Origin of the sequence: Streptococcus sp. 449_SSPC (assembly GCF_001073005.1) — a bacterium.
GTDB lineage: Bacteria > Bacillota > Bacilli > Lactobacillales > Streptococcaceae > Streptococcus > Streptococcus salivarius_F.
The window spans coordinates 283,690-304,531 of record NZ_JVGR01000029.1 but is presented as its reverse complement, the minus strand read 5'-3'; the positions used below and the strand labels follow the sequence as shown (position 1 = coordinate 304,531).

The 20,842-nt window shown below is 41.3% G+C and carries 20 protein-coding genes and 4 pseudogenes; 9 read left to right on the top strand and 15 right to left on the bottom strand.

The window, feature by feature from the left end; translation table 11 throughout:
• Nucleotides 1-4: 4 nt before the first annotated feature.
• The gene (locus ADH51_RS07545; protein ID WP_048675715.1) at nucleotides 5-475 is read left to right on the top strand and encodes an HXXEE domain-containing protein; all 471 of its coding nucleotides are present in this window, start codon (nucleotides 5-7) and stop codon (nucleotides 473-475) included.
• Nucleotides 476-509: 34 nt separating this feature from the next.
• On the top strand, nucleotides 510-842 hold the full coding sequence (locus tag ADH51_RS07540) for a hypothetical protein (RefSeq protein ID WP_048675714.1): 333 nt from the start codon (nucleotides 510-512) through the stop codon (nucleotides 840-842).
• 144 nt (nucleotides 843-986) lie between these two features.
• On the opposite strand, the pseudogene ADH51_RS07535 reads toward ADH51_RS07540, so the two are convergent.
• Nucleotides 987-1,130 (bottom strand): annotated as a pseudogene (locus ADH51_RS07535) (Rrf2 family transcriptional regulator); the annotation flags it as partial.
• A gap of 106 nt (nucleotides 1,131-1,236) precedes the next feature.
• Nucleotides 1,237-1,365, bottom strand: coding sequence for a hypothetical protein (locus tag ADH51_RS10285; RefSeq protein ID WP_256262666.1), 129 nt, complete (start codon nucleotides 1,363-1,365; stop codon nucleotides 1,237-1,239).
• A 226-nt stretch (nucleotides 1,366-1,591) separates the two neighbouring features.
• Between ADH51_RS10285 and ADH51_RS09920 the strand changes: the two are divergent.
• From ADH51_RS09920 to ADH51_RS07505, 5 genes and pseudogenes are all read left to right on the top strand, one after another.
• Nucleotides 1,592-2,101 (top strand): annotated as a pseudogene (locus tag ADH51_RS09920) (transposase family protein); the annotation flags it as partial.
• 225 nt (nucleotides 2,102-2,326) lie between these two features.
• Complete coding sequence (locus tag ADH51_RS07520; protein WP_048675712.1) at nucleotides 2,327-3,967, top strand: SSURE domain-containing protein; 1,641 nt, start codon at nucleotides 2,327-2,329, stop codon at nucleotides 3,965-3,967.
• An 80-nt stretch (nucleotides 3,968-4,047) separates the two neighbouring features.
• Nucleotides 4,048-4,746 (top strand): response regulator transcription factor, encoded by a 699-nt coding sequence (locus ADH51_RS07515; protein WP_037611630.1) that lies wholly within the window; start codon nucleotides 4,048-4,050, stop codon nucleotides 4,744-4,746.
• Nucleotides 4,743-5,777 carry a sensor histidine kinase gene (locus tag ADH51_RS07510; RefSeq protein ID WP_048675708.1) on the top strand — a complete coding sequence of 345 codons (1,035 nt, stop codon included), beginning with the start codon at nucleotides 4,743-4,745 and terminating at the stop codon, nucleotides 5,775-5,777. The genes ADH51_RS07515 and ADH51_RS07510 overlap by 4 nt, the downstream gene beginning before the upstream one ends.
• A gap of 75 nt (nucleotides 5,778-5,852) precedes the next feature.
• Nucleotides 5,853-6,505, top strand: a pseudogene (locus ADH51_RS07505) (transposase); the annotation flags it as partial.
• 223 nt (nucleotides 6,506-6,728) lie between these two features.
• On the opposite strand, the gene ADH51_RS07500 reads toward ADH51_RS07505, so the two are convergent.
• From ADH51_RS07500 to ADH51_RS07475, 6 genes are all read right to left on the bottom strand, one after another.
• Entirely contained in the window at nucleotides 6,729-7,529 is an 801-nt protein-coding gene (locus ADH51_RS07500) for an energy-coupling factor ABC transporter ATP-binding protein (protein ID WP_048675706.1), read from the bottom strand.
• Entirely contained in the window at nucleotides 7,516-8,352 is an 837-nt protein-coding gene (locus tag ADH51_RS07495; protein ID WP_048675703.1) for an ABC transporter ATP-binding protein, read from the bottom strand. Before ADH51_RS07495 ends, ADH51_RS07500 begins: the two co-directional genes overlap by 14 nt.
• A complete protein-coding gene (locus tag ADH51_RS07490) occupies nucleotides 8,328-9,119 on the bottom strand; it encodes an energy-coupling factor transporter transmembrane component T (protein WP_171963570.1) in 792 nt (263 codons plus the stop codon). The genes ADH51_RS07495 and ADH51_RS07490 overlap by 25 nt, the downstream gene beginning before the upstream one ends.
• Complete coding sequence (locus tag ADH51_RS07485; RefSeq protein ID WP_002884905.1) at nucleotides 9,119-9,721, bottom strand: membrane protein; 603 nt, start codon at nucleotides 9,719-9,721, stop codon at nucleotides 9,119-9,121. The genes ADH51_RS07490 and ADH51_RS07485 overlap by 1 nt, the downstream gene beginning before the upstream one ends.
• 318 nt (nucleotides 9,722-10,039) lie before the next feature.
• Complete coding sequence (locus tag ADH51_RS07480; RefSeq protein ID WP_038676090.1) at nucleotides 10,040-10,834, bottom strand: PhzF family phenazine biosynthesis protein; 795 nt, start codon at nucleotides 10,832-10,834, stop codon at nucleotides 10,040-10,042.
• A gap of 105 nt (nucleotides 10,835-10,939) precedes the next feature.
• A complete protein-coding gene (locus tag ADH51_RS07475) occupies nucleotides 10,940-11,485 on the bottom strand; it encodes a TetR/AcrR family transcriptional regulator (protein WP_013990552.1) in 546 nt (181 codons plus the stop codon).
• 228 nt (nucleotides 11,486-11,713) lie between these two features.
• Here ADH51_RS07475 and ADH51_RS07470 point away from each other — a divergent pair, with 228 nt between their 5' ends.
• Entirely contained in the window at nucleotides 11,714-12,415 is a 702-nt protein-coding gene (locus ADH51_RS07470) for an ABC transporter ATP-binding protein (protein WP_048675699.1), read from the top strand.
• A 12-nt stretch (nucleotides 12,416-12,427) separates the two neighbouring features.
• Nucleotides 12,428-15,091, top strand: a complete 2,664-nt coding sequence (locus ADH51_RS07465; protein WP_048675696.1) for an FtsX-like permease family protein — start codon at nucleotides 12,428-12,430, stop codon at nucleotides 15,089-15,091.
• 90 nt (nucleotides 15,092-15,181) lie between these two features.
• On the opposite strand, the gene ADH51_RS07460 is transcribed toward ADH51_RS07465, so the two are convergent.
• The 7 genes and pseudogenes from ADH51_RS07460 to ADH51_RS07430 all read right to left on the bottom strand — a co-directional run bounded on the left by ADH51_RS07460 (nucleotide 15,182) and on the right by ADH51_RS07430 (nucleotide 20,841).
• Entirely contained in the window at nucleotides 15,182-16,702 is a 1,521-nt protein-coding gene (locus ADH51_RS07460; RefSeq protein ID WP_048675691.1) for an ABC transporter permease/substrate-binding protein, read from the bottom strand.
• On the bottom strand, nucleotides 16,695-17,423 hold the full coding sequence (locus tag ADH51_RS07455; protein WP_048675688.1) for an ABC transporter ATP-binding protein: 729 nt from the start codon (nucleotides 17,421-17,423) through the stop codon (nucleotides 16,695-16,697). Before ADH51_RS07455 ends, ADH51_RS07460 begins: the two co-directional genes overlap by 8 nt.
• Nucleotides 17,416-18,269 (bottom strand): annotated as a pseudogene (locus tag ADH51_RS07450) (SDR family oxidoreductase). The gene ADH51_RS07455 and the pseudogene ADH51_RS07450 overlap by 8 nt, the downstream one beginning before the upstream one ends.
• A gap of 17 nt (nucleotides 18,270-18,286) precedes the next feature.
• Nucleotides 18,287-18,736, bottom strand: a complete 450-nt coding sequence (locus ADH51_RS07445) for a MarR family winged helix-turn-helix transcriptional regulator (RefSeq protein WP_048675686.1) — start codon at nucleotides 18,734-18,736, stop codon at nucleotides 18,287-18,289.
• A gap of 86 nt (nucleotides 18,737-18,822) precedes the next feature.
• A complete protein-coding gene (locus tag ADH51_RS07440; protein WP_048675683.1) occupies nucleotides 18,823-19,587 on the bottom strand; it encodes a protein-ADP-ribose hydrolase in 765 nt (254 codons plus the stop codon).
• Nucleotides 19,572-20,405 carry an SIR2 family NAD-dependent protein deacylase gene (locus ADH51_RS07435; protein ID WP_048675680.1) on the bottom strand — a complete coding sequence of 278 codons (834 nt, stop codon included), beginning with the start codon at nucleotides 20,403-20,405 and terminating at the stop codon, nucleotides 19,572-19,574. The genes ADH51_RS07440 and ADH51_RS07435 overlap by 16 nt, the downstream gene beginning before the upstream one ends.
• Before the next feature lie 4 nt (nucleotides 20,406-20,409).
• Nucleotides 20,410-20,841, bottom strand: a complete 432-nt coding sequence (locus ADH51_RS07430; RefSeq protein WP_004182458.1) for a pyridoxamine 5'-phosphate oxidase family protein — start codon at nucleotides 20,839-20,841, stop codon at nucleotides 20,410-20,412.
• Nucleotide 20,842: the final 1 nt, after the last annotated feature.

The window sequence follows — 20,842 nt, the reverse complement described above, 5'->3', positions numbered from 1 at the left end:
TTCAATGTCCATCGTGCAATTTTATTTTCTTTTTCCAGCCCTATTCATGCTTCACGAACTCGAAGAAATCGTTTGGATGCCATCCTTTATCAAAAAAATATCAATCCAGTATCCAAACAATCGAATCCTATCTTATTACACTCCTTTTGCTTTCAATGCCATTGTCTTGGAGCAATTTCTGATCCTAATGACATCGCTATATCTTAGTTACCAGTTTAACAACTATAGCATTTACGCAAGCATCATAATCGCTTATATCTACCATGTCTTAGGACATCTGATTCAGACAGTCGTTATTCGAAAATATGTGCCTGGATTGTTGACGGGCATTTTTACGAGTTTGTTTGCTCTTTGCAATCTCAAAAATGAATTTCCAATTAAACTTTATGGTTACTCTCTTTTTACCTTATTGGTTATTATTTTAAATCTTGAAGTATCATTTATGATTCTTCATAAAATCAGTCATAAAAAATAGTACTCAGGCAATCATATCTTAGAAAGGAAACCCTATGTTCTTCCACATTCTTATCGGCTTTTTTACAGTCTTCTTTGCCCTTGCTTTTGCTCTTCTTCACTTATTGGCTTCTCTTTCTGAAGTTAAAAAAGGGAATCACACTCTAGGAAATACATTTCTCCTCATCGGAAGTAGCCTTGCGACCTTATCTCTCACCCTCTACTTCTTTTTACCGATTGTCGCTCTAGTCCTTTGGCTGATCGGCTGTGGTTTGATTTGCTACGGGGCCTATTGGAATGGGAAACGCAAAGAAGTGTTCCACCCAGCCCACCACCTGATTCGGATGAGCATCGCTCTGGTCCTTACCATCTTGTTAGCCTTACTATAAAAAAAGCTCAAGTTTTATCAATGAAAACTTGAGCTCTTTTATTATTCTATACATCATCCAAAATGCTATACCTTTTACAGTTTATATCCTTTTTAACTCCCCTATTTTCTATTTTTTAAAAGTGAGGACTGTTTTTTCTTGCTAGGAACGAAGCAAAACTGCATTTTTCAAAAAAGCGATTACCTTTCGAATGTGACTAGCATTGGTGCCAACGCTAGTTGCTAGTGCTTTAGAACGCAATGACTCCTTGCTCTTACTAATCATCATTAGGATATGTAAAGCAAGACTTCCTTACTTCACTTTTTTTAAATGATCAGGCCATGTGACTTGTTGTCAAACTCTAAAATGGGAATCGTGTGTTGCTAAATCATAAATCACCTCTTGTAAATTTATACTATTGTACCAAAAGCTGACGAAGTATCAAGGAGTTGTCTTTAGCAATCCAGAAAACTTCTCTTCCATGCATATAAGAAATCGTTGCACTGCTGGAGAAATTGGCCTCTACCTTCCATTTCTTTTTCATAATACTATTTTTACTTTTTTATTCATTATACAAGTAAGACTGAAGAAAATGCAATTAAAATCCTTAAAAAGTCTTTGTAAACTGCAATAAAAGGCTCTATAATTTCTGTAGTGGGTAAAACCACCATAGGAATTATGGAGCCTATTTTGTTGTAGAAAAAAAGTCCCATAAGACCTATAATGAAAAGTGACCAAACCAACATTAGAAAGAATCTAAAGACAAGAACATCAAGATTTTTGATTATTTTGATGCTGGAACACATAAAGAAGTCATCGATAAGCTAGATGATTATCCTGCACCTATGTGCCCTCGCTGCTTAGGACAAATGGCTAAATATGACTTCCAAAAAGAATCTAAAATCCCCTATCTAGAGTGTGCAGGCTATAAGATACTCATTCGATTAAGAAAACGTCGTTTCCGTTGTAAAGTCTGCGGGAAAATGGCTTTCTCAGAGACTTCCTTAGTCAAAAAGAATCACCAAATCGCGACCATCGTCAACCAGAAAATCACTCAAAAATTAATCGAGAAAGTCCCTATGACGGCTATCGCAGACAGTCTATCTGTCTCTACTTCGACAGTCATTCGTAACTGGAAACTCATTCAACAGGATAGTAGTAAACTCAGCGATAGACGTTTTTATCGCCCGACTTTTTACTCACACTTGACCAATAAAGAGATTTTAGAAAAGCTGCTTTCATACTCTCAAGAACTTAGAAAGCACTATGACCTCTTACAGGCAGATACCTATATCATGGCGGTGATTAATAACTAACATTTGGATACTCTAACAGAGCTGAGTGAGTTGGAGAGGAAGGGCTGCTTTCTTCCCCAATGATTAATGAATCAATATAAGTATTTTTAAGAGGGATTTAAGGAAAAATTTAACTTTGCCTTAAGCCTTTTTTATTTTAGGATATTATACTAGAGCCATCAAATAAAGAAAAACTCTAAGGAGAATCCTATGAAATTCAATCAAAATCAAAGATATACTCGTTGGTCTATTCGCCGTCTCAGTGTCGGTGTTGCCTCAGTTGTTGTGGCTAGTGGCTTCTTTGTCCTAGTTGGGCAACCAAGTTCTGCACGTGCCGATGTCGTCAATCCGACCCCTGCTCAAGTCGTACCAGACGCTGCTTCGGTGAGTGAAAAGAGCGACTTACCAGCTGAACTTCTCAAAGAAGCAGTCGATACAGCTCTTCCTTCAGAACAGGTAAACTCAGCACCTAAAGCAAGCTTGGATACTACAAGCTCTCCAGAAAAATCGGATGTGACTGCTGAAGACCATGTAGTAGCACCAAAAGAAGAAGTGCAAGCAAAATCAGAATCTAAGAAAGAAACAGAAGATGTGGTTGAACCTGCGACAAATCCTGCGCCTGCCGTCTCTGGACAAGACCGTGAAGCAAGTGAAGCTCAACCAGCAACCACCCCAGCTGAAGTACAAAAAGGTGTGGCCGACAACACTAAAGATACGGTTGATGTTCCAGCTACATACTTGGACAAGGCCAATTTCCCTGGTCCATTCACAGCCGGTGTTAACCAAGTCATTCCATATGAATTCTTCGCTGGTGACGGTATGTTAACTCGTTTGATTTTGAAATCCTCAGACAAGGCTCCATGGTCAGACAATGGCTCAGCTAAAAATCCTGCTCTCCCACCAGTAGAAAAATTGGGCAAAGGCCTTTACTTCTATGAAGTGGATTTGGCAGGTACTCAAGGTAAATCAGATAAAGAGCTTCTTGACTTCTTGAAACAAAATGGTACTCAAAGTTATAAAGCTACTATCAAGGTGTACGGCGCTAAAGATGGCAAGGCAGATTTGAGCAATCTCGTAGCAACTAAAGATTTTACTGTCAATTTGAATGGCTTGACCACACCAAATCAGGTTAAAGAGTCTGTTGTTAACAATATCAAAGACATGATTGATGTTCCAGCTAGCTACCTTGATAAGGCTAAGGTTCCTGGACCTTTCTTGGCCGGTGTCAACCAAGTAATTCCCTACGAAGCTTTTGGTGGAGATGGCATGTTGACTCGTCTAATCTTGAAAGCTTCAGACAAGGCTCCGTGGTCAGACAACGGAACAGCTAAAAATCCTGCTCTATTGCCACTTGAAGGCTTGGCTAAAGGCCAATATTTCTACGAAGTGGATTTGAATGGCAATACGGTTGGCAAAGATGGTCAGGCCTTGCTGGAGCAAGTTCGAGCTAACGGAACCCATACGTATCTAGCTACTGTTAAAGTCTATGGCGCTAAAGACGGCAAACCTGATTTGACCAATCTGATTGCTACTCGTCAAGTAACGATTCAGCTTCGTGGAAAAGAAATGGCGACAATACCATCTCAACAAGGTCAGATGAATACGAAGCCTTCTGAAACAGGCTCTACAGGTACGACTGAGGGTATGATGGGTACAAATCACCATATGTCAGATATGAAAGTAGATCAACCAGCTTCTAGCCCAATGGCTAATATGATGAAAAAAGATGATAAAGCGATGCTACCAAATACTGGGGAAGCTAAAACAGCTACAGCTGGCCTTGGTATCTTTGGTCTAACCTTGGCAGGGCTTGTTGGACTTTTGGGTTTGACAACCAAACGAGAAGATTAAGATTCAAATCACTTAAACATTAGAGAAAACAGTGTTATACTAAAGCAAGTGTAACACTGTTTTTATCGAAGGAGTGTCAAATGAAAAAGACAATTTTGCTGGTTGATGATGAGATAAATATTCTAGATATTCAAAACCGCTATCTTATACAGGCTGGTTATGACGTTTTAGTCGCCCATGATGGTAAAGAGGGATTAGAGCTTTTTAGAAAAAAATCTATCGACCTTATTATCACAGATATCATGATGCCCAATATGGACGGTTATGATTTTATCAGTGAAGTTCAGTATATCGCCCCGAATCAACCCTTCCTCTTTACAACTGCTAAGACAAGCGAACAGGATAAGATTTATGGATTAAGTTTGGGGGCAGATGATTTTATAGTCAAACCCTTTAGCCCACGCGAATTAGTTTTAAGAGTGAATAATATCTTGCGTCGCCTTAGCCGTGGGGGAGAGACAGAACAGATCGAGTTTGGTGACTTGGTAATCAACCATGTGACTCATGAGGTCCGCCTTGGGGAACAACCTTTGGAATTGACAGTAAAATCCTTTGAACTTCTATGGGTATTGGCCAGCAATCCTGAGAGAGTCTTTTCAAAGACGGAACTTTACGAGAAGGTATGGCAAGAGGACTATGTGGATGATACCAATACACTCAATGTTCATATTCATGCTTTGAGGCAAAAATTGACCAAGTATACGAATTCAAATGCTCCTGCTATCAAAACTGTCTGGGGTTTGGGCTATAAGATGGAAAAACCAAGAGGTAGAAAATGAAATTAAAAAACTATATTTTAGTGGGTTATCTAGTGTCTACTTTACTGACTATTTTGGTCGTTTTCTGGGCAGTCCAACGAATGTTGATTGATAAAAGTGAAGTTTACTTTCTAGTTGGAATGACCTTGATTGCTAGTTTCATTGGCGCTGCAGTGAGCATCTTTCTTTTGTCGCCTGTTTTCTCTTCTCTGAAACATTTGAAAAAACAAGCTCAGAATATAGCAAGCAAGGATTTCAGCACAGAAATTGAAACCAAAGGCCCATTAGAATTTCAAGAGCTGGACCAGGCTTTTAATGACATGTCCCACAAATTGCAGGCTACCTTTCAATCACTTGATGAGAGCGAGCAAGAAAAGAGAATGATGATTGCGCAGCTCTCTCACGATATTAAAACTCCCATTACCTCCATTCAGGTTACTGTGGAGGGAATTCTAGATGGAGTGATTAAGGAAGAGGAGCGGCTCCACTACTTATCCACGATTGGTCGGCAAACTGAGCGTCTAAACAAGCTAGTGGAGGAATTGGATGTTTTGACTCTTAATACACAACCTCAAGATACTGCTGATGAAGAAGTCGAAGAGATCTTTTTAGATCAGCTGTTGATTGAGTCAATGAGTGAATTTCAACTCCAGATTGAACAAGAAGAGCGAGATGTTTACATTCAAGTGTCACCTGAGTCGGCGAAAATCAAGAGCCATTCTGACAAACTTTCTCGCATTCTGGTCAATTTGTTAAACAATGCCTTTAAATATTCAGAACCAGGAACCAGAATCGAGGTTCTTGCCCAATTAACAGAACAAGAGCTGACAATCAGTGTGAAAGACGAGGGTCAGGGGATCCTTCCTGAAGATTTGGAAAAGATCTATAAACGCCTTTATCGTGTCGAAACTTCGCGCAATATGAAAACAGGTGGTCATGGCTTAGGCCTTGCAATTGCACGAGAACTAGCCCATCAGCTTGGTGGCGAAATCACAGCAGAAAGTCAGTATGGCTTAGGAAGCAAGTTTACATTCAGCCTTAGTTTGAAATAAAACCGTAAAATCCCTTTACAAATCTAGCTTTTCATGGTACAACAGCCTTTGTGCGAAATTGCAGCAGGAAAGCATGAAGCTCGTCAACAGGTGCAGTTTATCACTATGGATATGTCTGGGGCTTATATTCCACTTGCCAAAAGGCTTTTTCCAAACGCTAAAATCGTTCTTGATCGTTTCCACATTATTCAGCACCTTAGTCGAGCCTTTTTAAAGACAAGAATTGCGATTATGAACCAGTTTGATAAGAAGTCACTACCCTATCGAGCCTTGAAAAATCACTGGAGACTCTTTCAAAAGGACAGCCGTAAGTTATCTCTCAATTCTTTTTACTCACAAACCTTCCGACAAACTTTAGTACCACATGAAATCATTGAGAAGACACTAGGCCTTTCAGAAGAGCTTACCGACTACTATTCTCTTTATCAGCTTTTGCTTTTTCACTTTCAGGAGAAAAGAGTAGATGAGTTTTTTGAGCTCATTCAAGAAAACTTAAATGTCGTCAATCATTATTTTCAAACTGTCTTTAGGACTTTTCTTAGACACAAACAATACATCAAAAACGCACTAGAAACAGACTATTCAAACGCAAAACTTGAAGCAACTAATAAGTTGATCAAAGACATCAAACGCTTGGGCTTCGGTTTTAGAAACTTCATCAACTTTAAGAAACGTGTCTTCATCACTCTGAACATACAAAAAGAGAAAACCTATCAGGTTCTCTCTAGATGTTAGCTTTTCGTCACCCACTACAGTTGACAAAGAGCCCAAAAGATCCAAAAGAAATGGTATATGATTATGACCATGAAAAAAAGTAAAATCAAACCGAGTGATCTGAGGAAGCACCCGATGATTATGAAACGTTATTAAACACAAAAGTCACCCATGTGAGTTCTTGCCAGAAGCTGAAGTTAATCCTTCAACCTGGAAAACCCGCAGAGGTGACTTTTTCTATACATCTCGATTTTTCTGGCAATAATCATTAACCGATAAATATGTCTGTGAATCACCCATCGACTCCGCTATGTCCATAATCCGCGGTGGTAGTAATCCCACTCGCTGGACAAGTTCGTGATCGCTGAACAATTCCCGTGGACTGCCGGCGAAGCCAAACTTCCCGTGTTCCATAACATACACCGACTCAAACTCGGCTGCGACCCAATCCATGTCATGGGTGATGGTCACAACTTGGTGGCCCGAATCAGCCAACTGATGGAAAATTGCGGTCAACTTGCGCCGGCTTTCCCAATCAAGCGACATCATCGGCTCATCAAATAAATAAATCGCCGGATCCACTGCCAAAACTGTGGCAACGCTCAACAGCTTGCGTTCCGACAATGACAGGTCATATGGACTTTCAGCTGCTTTATCATCCAAGCCAACTCTTTTTAGAGCCGCTAAAGCCCGCCTCGTAATCGTGTCGTGGTCATCCATGACCTGCGCGACACTCCACTCCACCTCTCGTTGAACGGTCGGGTTGAAAAGCTGATCGTCAGGATTCTGAAAAGTAATCCCAACCTTCAGTAACTTTTCGACTGGTTTAAGATCATTAAAATTTTCTCCATCGATCTTAATCACACCGGTTTGTGGTGTCAGCAAGCCCGTCAACAATTTGAAGAGCGTTGATTTACCGGCACCATTTTGGCCGACAATCGCCACCATCGGATCGGCGAAGTGTTTGTCTTCAACATCCAAGCTAAAGGACCGTTCCGGATAAGTGAACGTCAGGTGGTTCAGTTCAATTGTGGACATAACAAGCCTCCTTCAGATCAGCGCCATTCACCGGATACCGGCCATCAGCCAAGTGCCAATCCATTTTTTGAGCAAGTTGCTGGATTGTCGGGGCTGGAATCTGCCAGTCAGCTGCCAAATGATTAAACACCTCACCCGGCCTGCCCTGGGCTACCATTTGACCCTCGTGCAGCACCCACACAACGTCGGCGACTTCGCACAAATCGTCAATTTCACTGGTGACAATGAAGACAGTCGTCTCTTTGACTTGAGCCAGCCATTGGAAAAATTGGCGGCGGCCAAGGGGATCCATCTGACTGGTCGGATCATCCATAATCAAAACAGCCGGATTAGCCACAACCGCCGTGGCAATTGCCAACCGCTGGATCTGACCACCGGAAAGGCTCTCGGGACGCAAATTCAGCTGTTCAATCAGCCCCATTTGCGTGGCAACTTCTTCAACCCGTTTTTGAATCAGTCCTTCAGCCATTCCCTGATTAATCAAGTCAAAGGCGATTTCATCGGCAACCGTGTCTGCCAACCCGCTTAGTTGGCCAGCTGGATTTTGCAGTACAACTCCATTCATGGCATTATAAACGGGCCAATTGTCGGACACTCGCTGGCCAAACATGTGCCAGTCGCCCTCAATCTCAGCAGACACAATTTTGGGAATGACCCCTGCCAGCACACGGCACAAAGTCGATTTGCCGGAGTGGCTATTCCCGATAATCCCAACCACCTGGCCGGTATGAACCTCCGCGTTAATCTTACGCAGTTGTGGTTGCTCAGTACCCGGATAACGGGTAGTCAAATTTTCAATTACAATCCGTTTATCTTCGTCCATATCTTCCACCCAATCAATAAAATTGCCAATCCAGTCAGACCAATGTGCAGCGTCCGCGACAGGCGATACACGCGCTGGGAGGTTCTGACAGTCCGGTTGGGATTATCAAAACCTCTCAGTTGGAGCGAAATCGACCGCGCCATCGATTGATCCAAGGTCTTAATCACCAATGGAATTAGAACCGGCAGGACTGACTTTAATTTCTGAATCAACGTTTTTTGCGGATTGGTTCCGCGAACTTTTTGTGCCTGCTGGATTTTCCGCATATTGCGCATCATTTCCGGCAAAATATAACACACCGACATCAGAACGTAGACGGTTTTATAAGACAATCCGGACAGTTCCAAATAGGCCGCGTTTTCTGAAATACTCGTGGTCACCATAAAAAAGCCACTGGTCAAAATAATCACCAATACTCGACAACCCAGAGTGGTGGCGTAAATCAGGCCTTCTTTGTAGAACGACACCCCAAGCACAGAAAACAGCACAGTTTGATTCCGACTGTAAAATAACCCTTGGATGATCAGCATGGTGCAAATCAGAAACAGGCTGAATCCCAGCGCCTTAAAGATGGTAGAACTCAATTTGGAAAATAACAATAGCAATGTTGCGACAAGAATTAATCCGGCCTGAAGCAATAAATTCATACTGGCAAAGCTCAACAACGTCATGTCCAAGATGAACAAGAGCTTAGTAATCGGATCGATCACCTGGTACCACTTGAGCTTGACCCGTGGCGCTCCAGAAATCAATGTTTGATCAGTCATCATTTATCACCGCTAAAGAAGTGCACCATCCGCTTCGGCAGCTGACGATAGATGAAGAATGCCAGGTAGGCCACGCAGACTTTATCCAAAATATCCAAGACAAACTCATCGGTAAATGAGGCCAGCCACACTGGTGCATGATTGGCGACCATTACCGCAAACAATGAGTCACCCCAAGCGATACCGGTCTGACCACCCCAAAAGATGACGTTGAGTGGCGTTGAAATGACAGCTGAAACGAAGGCAATAATAATAGCAGAAACAAATACTCGTCGCGCTGACGAGAACCACCCATTGGCGTGCAAAACTCCGACAGCAATCCCAATTCCGATGCTGGTAATCGCATACACGGTTGAAATTGGCGATAAGGTTAGCCCATAGATCACGTTGTTGATGAAACCACTGATGGCACCGGCAACCGGCCCAGCCAACATGCTGGCAAGAAAGGTTCCCAAAGACCCCAGCCAAACGGGCAACTTTAACCCCTCCGCCAAGGCTTTGGCAACATAGTTAATCCCCACGGCAGCGGGAATCAAAGTCATGGTGGCAGCACTTAACTTAAATTTCCACATACTGGTACGATGAATCGGTTCTGTTTTCATAATCTTCTCCTTTTGTTTTTAAAGAGCCGTGTCAGGAATGACTTTCGGACGCAACGCTCTATAGAATAGTTATTAGAACCATATAGTCACTTTACCATACCATCCGTAGTCGACATGAGTTAATATAGTAAAATTACTATTTTTAAAAGTTCATAATCTTATCATACGCTTATTTTCAAAATTGTCAAGTCTTTTCTGAAAATTCTTTAAAAAATGTTGTGAAATTTAAAATGCCTAGCTGAGCTAGACATCTTTCGACTGGGATTTTGTTTTCATTACTGTCACTAATACTTCTACGTTTTCGTAATCGACAGAAATTTAGTCCATGACATAAATTTCTCCACGACTATATAGGGCAGCCTTTCCTGCAAGGTAAATCCTATCACCCTCTATACGACAAAGGAGGATGCCACTCCTTTCAGAGGCTTGGTAAGCCCTAAATTCTGCTTGTGCCAACTTATTAGCCCACAAAGGAATGACATGACAGTGTCCTGATCCACAGACTGGATCTTCCTTGACTGATAATTTTGGAGCGAAACTTCGTGTCACAGTATCATACTTGCTTCCTTTGGCAGTGATATTCAGGAGAAGCCCATCTAAAGCTTTTACTTTATCAAAATCTGGATTTGCATTAATGACCTCATTTTCATGAGGTAAGACACATACTAGATCTCTTCCAAGCCATGCTTCAAGCGGACGGACACCGATTGCTTCTTCCATCTCACTTGTGACTGCAACCTGTTGCGTGGAGTATGCTGGAAAATTCAGCTCATAGTACTCACCTTTTTTTGTAACTAAAAGTTCCCCACTCTGTGTAGCAAAAGTTAGACTTTCAGCATTCTTTTCAAAAAATCTAAAAAGAACAAAAGCCGTTGCCAAGGTTGCATGGCCGCACAAATCGATTTCCCCACCTGGAGTAAACCAACGTAATTCGTAGTAATCATCATTTTTAACCGTAAAAGCTGTCTCAGAAAGATTATTTTCTTTAGCAATATTCTGTAAAGTATCATCTGACAACCATTTATCAAGAAGACAAACAGCCGCCGGGTTCCCTTTAAAAACAGTATCTGTAAAAGCATCGACGATAAATTGTGGGATGGTATATTGATTCATTGAAACGTTCAGCTCCTTAAATTGTTAACCTTGTTTTAAAACTACAAGTGAATGTAGAAAATTTAGTAAAAAATCAAATTAAATTATTTCTTGTCCATCTCCACCTTATCCCTTAAACCACTCCATTCCTGGAGAATCCAGTATAATTTTGGTCAATTGTTGGGGGCTTTCTTGAGTCCCATTGATAATCCAGTCGACGATAAGGCCTGTCAAACCAGAAACATACATGGTAATAGCATAGCGCTCTGGCATTTGATAAGCTGCCACAATGACTGGTCGAGAACGTGGCGTTGACTCAATCATACCCAAAATAAAAGAACGAATGTTATCTGCAAAACGAAAGCTTGGATTTTTTGCAATTTCAACAAAAAAAGCACTGTTCTCTTGAAAATGAGACAAGATGGATTCCAACGCTTCTTTGGGATGAAAGGTTTCTTTCCTTAAGATCATGCGAACAGTCGTCAAGGTTTCTTCCTTTAACTGCTCTAAAAAATCCTGTTTATCAAGGTAGTGCAGATAAAATGTCGAGCGGTTAACACCCGCTTTTTTGGTTAACTGACTAATCGTAATGTCCTCTAAGCTTCTTGTAGCTAACAGCTGAATGAAGGCTTCTTTTATATCTGACTTAGTTGTCGTTTGTCTCTGCTGCATACGAACCCCTTGTTTCTACAAATTGTTGATTAAAGTATATCTTGATTTTTGAAATTGTCAACTATCATCAAGTATTTTCATTGATTAATACAACTTCCATATCCTTATTTCAACACATTGTTGATTTGTGTTGTAGCATTCGTATTAAAAAAATCATAAAATAACTTCCGTAATCATTCAACAGGTTGTTGTTTTAGCACTGATAACTTTTAAAGGAGACAAATACACATGGCTTATATTGAAATGAAACATAGTTACAAACGTTATAAAACAGGTGATGTAGAAATCATCGCAAACAATGATATCACATTCGAGATTGAAAAAGGGGAGTTAGTGATTATACTCGGTTCTTCTGGGGCAGGAAAATCAACTGTTCTCAATATTCTTGGTGGTATGGATACCAATGATGAAGGAAAGGTCATCATCGATGGGAAAGACATCTCCAATTATAATGCGAAACAATTAACAGCTTATCGTAGAGACGATGTCGGATTCGTCTTTCAATTCTATAACTTGGTCTCAAACTTAACGGCCAAAGAAAATGTAGAGTTGGCTTCTGAAATTGTCGCGGATGCTAAAGATGCGGAACAAACTTTGATTGATGTTGGTCTTGGGAAACGCATCAACAACTTCCCTGCACAATTGTCTGGTGGTGAACAACAACGAGTAGCTATTGCTCGCGCCGTCGCAAAAAATCCTAAAATTCTCCTCTGTGACGAACCTACAGGAGCCCTGGATTACAATACTGGAAAACAGGTCTTGAAGATTCTCCAAGATAAGGCTCGCAATGAAGGAGCTACCGTTATCATTGTTACTCACAATGGGGCGCTTGCACCGATTGCAGATCGTGTGATTCGTATGCATGATGCGCGTGTTCAAAGTATTGAACTCAATGCAACTCCACAAGATATTGATAGCCTCGAGTACTAGAAAGGATGTCTCATGAATCGTAAAACTTATTGGAAAGATGTCAGAAAGTCTTTCTCTAGTTCTAAAGGACGGGTGGTTTCTATTGCTTCACTCATGGCCTTGGGTTCTTTCGCTCTTGTGGGTCTAAAGGTGACGACACCTGATATGCAACACACGGGAACAAGCTATTTCACTAAACACCAAACTGCTGACCTCACAGTTACTGGTAGCTATGGACTTAACCAGTCGGATCAAGACCTCCTAAATCAAGTCTCTTCAGAGGCAAACATTGAGTACGGTTACTTTAAAGATGTCGTTCTGAAAGACTCCACTGATGCCTTTCGACTATTTTCAAAACCAAAAGATATCTCAACTTATGAGGTTGTAAAAGGAAAACTTCCAAGTAAGCAAGGTGAAATTGCTCTTTCTTCAGTCTATCAAGACAAATATAAGATAGGTGACAAGATCTCGTTTTCTGAAAAAGAGGGTGACAATGGTAAGGATGTCTTAAAAGAACACACCTTTACCATCACTGGCTTTGTTCAGTCATCTGAAATCTTATCAAGTGTTGACCTCGGTTCATCGACAGCTGGTAGTGGGGAACTCAAAGGTTATGCGGTAGTTCCTGAATCTAGTTTTGATTCCGACGTCTACATGATTGCACGCTTAGCTTACAAAGACGTCCATAGTGCTAACCCCTATACCCAGGATTACACTGACAAGGTTTCCAAACACGAAAATGATCTCGAAAAATTAGTAAAAAATCAACCTGCTAACCGTTTGAAAGAATTAAAAGCTGATCCACAGGCTAAGATTGACCAACAAACAAGTCAACTTCAAACGGCAGAGACTGAACTTAACAAGAAACTAGAACAAGCGAAAGCCAGCGGTCAAGATAAGAATCCTCTTGTCCAAGAACAATTGACACAAGCACAAGATGAAATCGATAAAAAGAAGGAGCAGATAAAGGAAGCTCAAGAAAAAATCGATAGCATTGCTGAACCAAGCTACGATGTCTACACACGTCGTGAAGCTCCTTGGTCAGAAGGGTACGTTTCATATGAGACCAACGCTTCTGTTTTTCAGAACCTCAGTAATATCTTCCCTGTTATCCTCTACTTTATTGCTGCCTTGGTTACCTTTGTAACAATGGGACGCTTCGTCGAAGAAGAACGGATTAAGGCAGGGACATTCAAAGCTCTCGGTTACCAAAACAAGGACATCATCCGTAAATTTATTATTTATGGATTCGTGACGAGCATGATTGGTACTGCTATTGGGGTTGCTGCTGGACATATTCTCCTTCCAACTATCATATACAATAGTTATAAAGAGCGAATCCTCCTCGCACCAATTGAGTTACACTTTTATCCATTTAAGACTCTTCTAGCTATTGTGCTTGGTCTTTTGTCCACAGTTCTTCCCGCTTTCATGGTAGCCAAGCGCGAATTAGGAGAAAAGCCAGCCCAACTTCTTCTTCCAAAACCTCCAACATCTGGTTCTAAGATTCTTTTGGAGCGCATCACCCCACTTTGGAACCGGATGAACTTTACACAAAAAGTCACTGCCCGTAATATTTTCCGATACAAGCAACGGATGTTCATGACTATTTTTGGTGTCTGCGGTTCCATCGCACTTCTCTTTGCTGGACTCGGTATTCGTTCTTCTATTGGAGACCTTAACACACGCCAATTCCCTAACATCATTCGCTATGATATGATTGTCGCAAACAAGGATCATCTGGATGGGCAGGAAAAGGAAAACATCCAAAAATTAATTAACGATAGCAAGGTCAAGGAACATCTTTCTATTCATTACGAAATGCTTTCAAAAGTGGCAGGAAATAATAACGATCGTCAAGATATCACAACCCTTGTGGTCAAAGACAAGGATCAAGAAACTCTACAACATTACATCAAGCTCAATAATCGTGAAACTGGTCAAAAACTCGATTTGACCGACAAAGGGATTATTATTTCTGAGAAATTGGCAGACTTAGCTGGCGTTTCTGTAGGGGATGAGTTAACCGTTCAAAATAGTCAAGACAAGGATATCAAACTCAAAGTTGCTGGTATTTCTGAAATGTATATGGGTCACTTCATCTTTATGAATGAAACTACTTACAGAAATGCTTTTGGTAAAGAGGCGAGCCAAAATGCTACTATTCTGACACTGAAGAATCACTCAGACAAAAACGTTGAGCAAACAGCCAGTCAATTTATGGAGCTTGATGGTGTCAAAGGGGTTGTTCAAAATACTACTCTAAAGGCACAAATCAAGACCATCGTCAACTCCCTTAGCTGTGTTATGGCAGTATTGATTGGGATTTCTGTTCTTCTTGCTTTAGTTGTTCTCTTTAATTTGACAAATATCAATGTGGCAGAACGTATCCGTGAGTTATCAACCATTAAGGTTCTAGGCTTCTTTAATAGAGAAGTGACACTCTACATCTATCGAGAAACCATTTATCTCTCTATCATTGGTATCTTGGTTGGATTCGGACTTGGTTGGGGATTGCATCAATACATGGTAGAGGTTATACCTCCTGAAAACATCATGTTCAATCCAGATCTGAGCTGGCTCATCTATGCTATTCCAACACTTGTAGTTATTGTCATTCTGACAGGTCTCGGTATTTTTGTGAACCAACACCTTAAGAAAGTCAATATGCTCGAAGCCCTAAAATCTGTTGAGTAACATATGATCTAAGCTAATAAATAAAACGGAAGAGTAAGAATAACTTTGTTCTATACAAAACATTCTCAAGTTATCAACTTGAGAATGTTTTTAGTTCTTAATTAAACCTTCTTTTACCAAAAACTCACGTGCGACTTTAGCAGCAGGTTTTCCTTCTACTCCCACTTGGTAGTTCATCTGACTCATTTGGCTCTCTGTGATTTTACCAGATAACTTATTAAGAATACCTTCCAATTCTGGATGTTTCTTAAGGAGGGCTTCTTTCATGAGGGGTGCTCCCTGGTAAGGTGGGAAGAGGTGTTGGTCATCCTCTAGAACAACTAAATTATATTGAGCAATTTCTGGGTCTGTTGAATAGGCATCTGTTATTTGAATATTGCCTTGTTGGATTGCCTCATAGCGAAGTGCCGGCTCCATGGTAGCTACGTTAAGATTTAGTCCATAAACTGATTGAAGTCCTTTGTTTCCGTCCTCACGGTCGTTAAATTCCAACGTGAAACCAGCTTTGACCTTGTCCTGAACTTTCTTGAGATCAGAAATCGTCTTCAGATTATACTCTTTCGCAATACTTTTCGGAACAGCGATCGCATAGGTGTTTTGATAAGCCATCGGTTTGAGCAAGGCTAGATTATCTTGTTTCTTTATACCATCACGCGCAACCTCGAAAACTTCTTTGGAGTCGTTGCTGACTTTAGGAGCTGGCTGCAAGAGAGAGCTTGTAATGGTCCCTGTAAATTCTGGATAGATATCAATATCACCCTTTTTAAGCGCTTGATAAAGGAAATCTGTCTTCCCAAAGTTAGGCTTAACCGTCACCGTCATGTCACTATTTTCCTCAATGAGAAGCTTGTACATATTCATGAGAATTTCAGGTTCAGGTCCCAATTTACCGGCTATGACTAAATTTTCTTTCTCTTTCTGAGGCATCATACTTGGTGCGTAACTTGCTCCCAAACCAAGCACCATGATAGCGAAAGCTGCAAAAATCGTGCGTAACTTGGCCTTTTCCATCCATTTTAGAACAATATTGAATAAAATAGCAAGAACCGCTGAAGAAATGGCCCCAATCACAATCAAGCTATAATTTCTTCGATCAATACCTAGAAGGATAAAGGAACCAAGTCCTCCAGCCCCAATCAAGGCTGCCAAGGTCGCAGTCCCTATAATCATTACCGCAGAAGTCCTTACCCCTGACATTACCACAGGCATAGCCAGTGGAATTTCAAACTTCTTGAGTCGCTCCCACTTGGTCATCCCAAAGGCAATCCCAGCTTCTTCCAAACTAGGGTCAATCCCATGCAATCCTGTAATAGTATTTTGCAAAATTGGGAATATCGCATAAATGACTAGAGCTGTTAAAGCAGGAAGCGTTCCAATTCCCATAATAGGGATAAATAGTCCCAGAAGTGCCATGGAAGGGATGGTTTGAAAGACACCAGCGAGTTGCAAGACCCAGTTACTCGCACGTTCGCGCGTGCTAAGATAAATGGCCAAAGGAATTGAGAGGAAAATTGCAATAATTAAGGTCAAAAGAGACAATTGTAAGTGCTGTCCGAGGGCCGTTAACCAGTCCCCAAAACGTTCTTGAAATGTTGAAATCAAATTAGACATGAAGGCTACCTCCAAACAAGTTTGCTACAAAGTCTGTCGCAGGCGCTTCTAAAATTGTTTCAGGTTCTGCGACCTGACGAATTTCTCCATCCTGCAAAACTGCAATTCGATCCCCTAATTTTAAAGCCTCATCCGTATCATGTGTTACGAAGATGGTCGTCATGCCGAATTCTTTATGTAAGGCCTTGGTCAATTCTTGCAACTGCTTGCGAGAGATGGCATCCAAAGCTGAAAAAGGTTCGTCCATCAATAGAATTTTTGGTTCCCCAATGATAGCTCGCACAATGCCAATCCGCTGTTGCTCTCCACCCGATAATTCACTAGGCATGCGCTTTGCATACTCTGCAGCAGGGAGCCCCACCTTATCCAAGAGTTCTTCTGTCTTAGAAGTGATTTGTTCCTTGCTCCAGCCCTTCATCTCAGGAATGAGAGCAATATTTTCCGCAACGGTCAAGTTAGGAAAGAGGGCAATGGCTTGAAGGACATAGCCTGTACTGAGACGTAACTCCCGTTCATCATAGTCCTTGATGCGTTTTCCATCCATATAGATATTGCCATCTGTCGGCTCCAAAAGACGGTTAATCATCTTGATCATGGTAGTCTTTCCAGATCCTGAAGGTCCCACAAGAACCATAAATTCTCCATTTTCAATGCGGAGATTGACATCTTTTAAAATGTTTTTATCCGTGTAGCACAAGGCTACATGTTTATATTCAATCATGTTCTTCCTCAATAAGTTTTCTGTCTCTAAGAATATCCAATAAGCTACTTGCTGGACGTCCTAAGACTTTTTCGACATCTGTTGAAACCCCAGCTTGTTCCCCAACTTTGATAGCTGTATAGGTACTGACCCAAGCATCGTACTCCCAGTTTTGTGCTGGCCATTTTTTCCGTGACTCATAGGCCTCTTCTACCGATTCGTCTACATACGTGATGGCATTACCGGTCTCTTTTGAGAGAAGCTCTACGATTTCTTCCATAGAAAGATCCTCTGGCCCTGTTAGATTCAAGGTTTGATTTTCCCATTCCTTAGGGTTTAAGAGAATCTCTGCTGCGACCCTAGAAGTGTCCTTACGGGCAACAGCTGACACACGGCCCCTGCCAGCCGGACCACGAATTTCTCCATTTTCAAGTGCAATATCAATCAAGAAGTCCAAGTAAAAATTATCTCTCAAAAAAGTATAGGTGAACCCTAACTCCTTGATATAGGCTTCCGTCTGGGCATGATCTCGAGACAAGGTAAAAGTTGCCTTCTCATCTGCCCCATAAAAGGAGGTATAAACGATATGTTGCACCCTGCTAGTCTTGCAGCATCTAAAAACTCCTTGTGCTCCTTGACACGCTCTGGATTTTCCCGAGCAGAGACCATCAATAAGACATCGATTCCCTTTAAGGTCTCAACCACCTCTGGAGTATTGGCATACACCATCTTACGAATTTCCGCTGACGCGTAGACTTTTGCACGCTCTGGGCTTCTTGCCAGATGGATAGAAGAAATTCCTTGCTGATCGACAAGATCTGCCACATAAGAGCCTAATTTCCCTGTTACACCTGTTATTCCAATCATAAGCATTTTCCCCTCTACTACAGTTCATTCTCTTTAGCTTTTAGATTGTCAATAATACGCTCTTGATAAGCTTCAAATTCTCGGATTTCCTGATCAGAAAATCCTTGATAAAAAATCTCACCCAACTCTTTACTGACACGGTCTCCAATTTCTTTTTGCGCCCAACCAAGTTCGGTCAAAACGACAAACTTCTTGCGCTTGTCTTGGTCACTCTGTTTAATCGTAACCAAGCCCTGGTCCACTAATTTCTTAATCATACTAGTCAGTGTATTGTTAGCTAATCCTGAAGCAAGGGCGATATCTGTCGCAGTTGCTCGACCATCTTCTTTTTGCCAAAGCACTGTTAAGATTTTTCCTTGTTCACTACGGTATTTGGCATCTGGTTCCTTGCTCAAGAGTTTTTGAAAGATACGCCCATTCAACAAACGAATCTGTAGAGCTTGGTAGCCCCCTAGCATCTTGTCCATTTTGTCTCCTTTTTGTTCTATATCGAAATAACAAAGTTATTGTATCACTGTCTGTTACATCCGTCAAATGTTTCTATATAGAAACATTAGTTTTTTAATAATGTTTGATAAATCGTATAATCAAAATCTTTAAAAACATTGAATACAACTATCATATCAGGGTGTTTTTTCTGAAACTGTAGAACCGTCTCTATCGCAATCTTGGCTGCCTCTTCATTTGGAAAGCGAAATTCACCTGTTGAGATACAACAAAAGGCCAAGCTTCTAAGACCTTTTTCATAAGCTAAATTCAAACACTCTTCATACGACGAGGCCAACTGTCCTCTTTCCAAATCTGTCACTTCGTCATAGATAATAGGCCCAACCGTGTGAAGGACATAGCGGGAAGGTAGGTTATAGGCCTTGGTCATCTTTGCCTGACCCGTAACTTCATCCCTTCCTTGCTCCTGCATGATCTCATGACAGGCTAAACGTAGTTCAACCCCCGCAGCTGTGTGAATGGCATTGTCAATACAAGAATGATTAGGTACAAAACAGCCTAAAAGCTTGCTGTTGGCCGCATTGACAATGGCATCGACTGCCAGGTGAGTGATATCGCCTTGCCACAGGTAGAGATTAGGCCGAATGGGAGTCAAGTCTTTTAAGTCTACAACTCCTTTTTCTACTAGTTTTTCTTGTAAATAACGGTCTTGTTGGTAGAGAAAGTCGGCTGTCACTGGTGCCGGATAACGGACATTTTGAAGAGCCCGATATAACACTTCTTGCTCCTCTACCTTTTCAGGAATCTCTAGCTCTGTCAATCCTTGCTCGCTTTTTAAAACATCAATCAAATATTCTAGTCTGCTAGCCATTGTCGGAGCACCTCCCTCATATCATCATTTATAGAAATTGTCTTTTCCTTTGTAGCAGCAAAACCTTCAAGATCATCACGATTGAGGCGAATCAAATGAGCCTTTGGAAATAGTGCTGTCATTTTCTCAAAAGGATAGCGAATAATGGTCGGTGTATTGTAACCGACACCCAATTCTAAGAAAACCATCTTTTGATATTCAATCCCTTCAAAAAATCCTTGATAAGCTTCATAAGAAGCCTCCCAGGTCTCATCTTGGACAAAAGATTGATCAACACGTAAATGCATGGTCATTGGTGCCCCACAATTTGGACAATATGGTAGCAAGTCAGTTGGAATTTTTAAATCCTTTGTTTCTTTTAGCATCTCCATGACAGCCGCTTCATTATCAAAGACTTCCTGACGACAAGGAACTGAACACTGCCACTCTCCGTAGTTGCCCTGCACTTCAAAGAAACGCTGCCGAGCAAATCCTGTCTTCATAAACTGCCCATCTACATTGGTCGTAATCACAAAATAATCTTTGTCCTTTACCAAGTCGAAAAGATCTCTATAAAGAGGAAGCCCCTCTGGTTGGTATCGATTATGATGGATATGCTTGGCCCAATAGCCCCAGCGCTCCTCGGCTGTCTCAAAAGGATAAAATGCTGCAGAATACATATCCTGCATGCCATAACGAGCAATATAATCTTTAAAGAAAACCTCAAAACGTGAGCCTGAGTAGGTTAAGCCAGCCGCTGCAGATAAGCCAGCTCCCGCTCCGATCACAATTTTATCTGCTTCTTCAATGATTTTCTTTGCATCTTGAATCTTTGTCATCTTATCATCCCTCAATTTCAAATCTTGCTTGATAGGGAGGCAATTGCGTCAAATCATAAAAATTGCCTACTGAATTTTTAAAACGAAAGACTTGTAGGTGACTACGTCCCTCCTCCGTCGGATATATCTCATACATGTATGGATTGGCTTTTAACAACTCTTCTAAATGCTCTTTTCCAATCCATTCCACCTGACCGGTTAGGGAAATAGATTTACGATCCATAGTTCCGGCACCTTGAGTCATCCCTGTCACTGCTACACGTCCATCTTCCTTAAGCCGTTTGTAGAGGGGTTTAAAATCGGCAGTCAAAAAATAAACTGTTTTCCCGTCCTCCCACATCATGTCCATAACAGCTGTATGCGGATGTCCCGTTTCATCAACCGTTGCCACTACAACTGAATGAATCTCTTCGACTAGCACTTTCAAATAATCCATT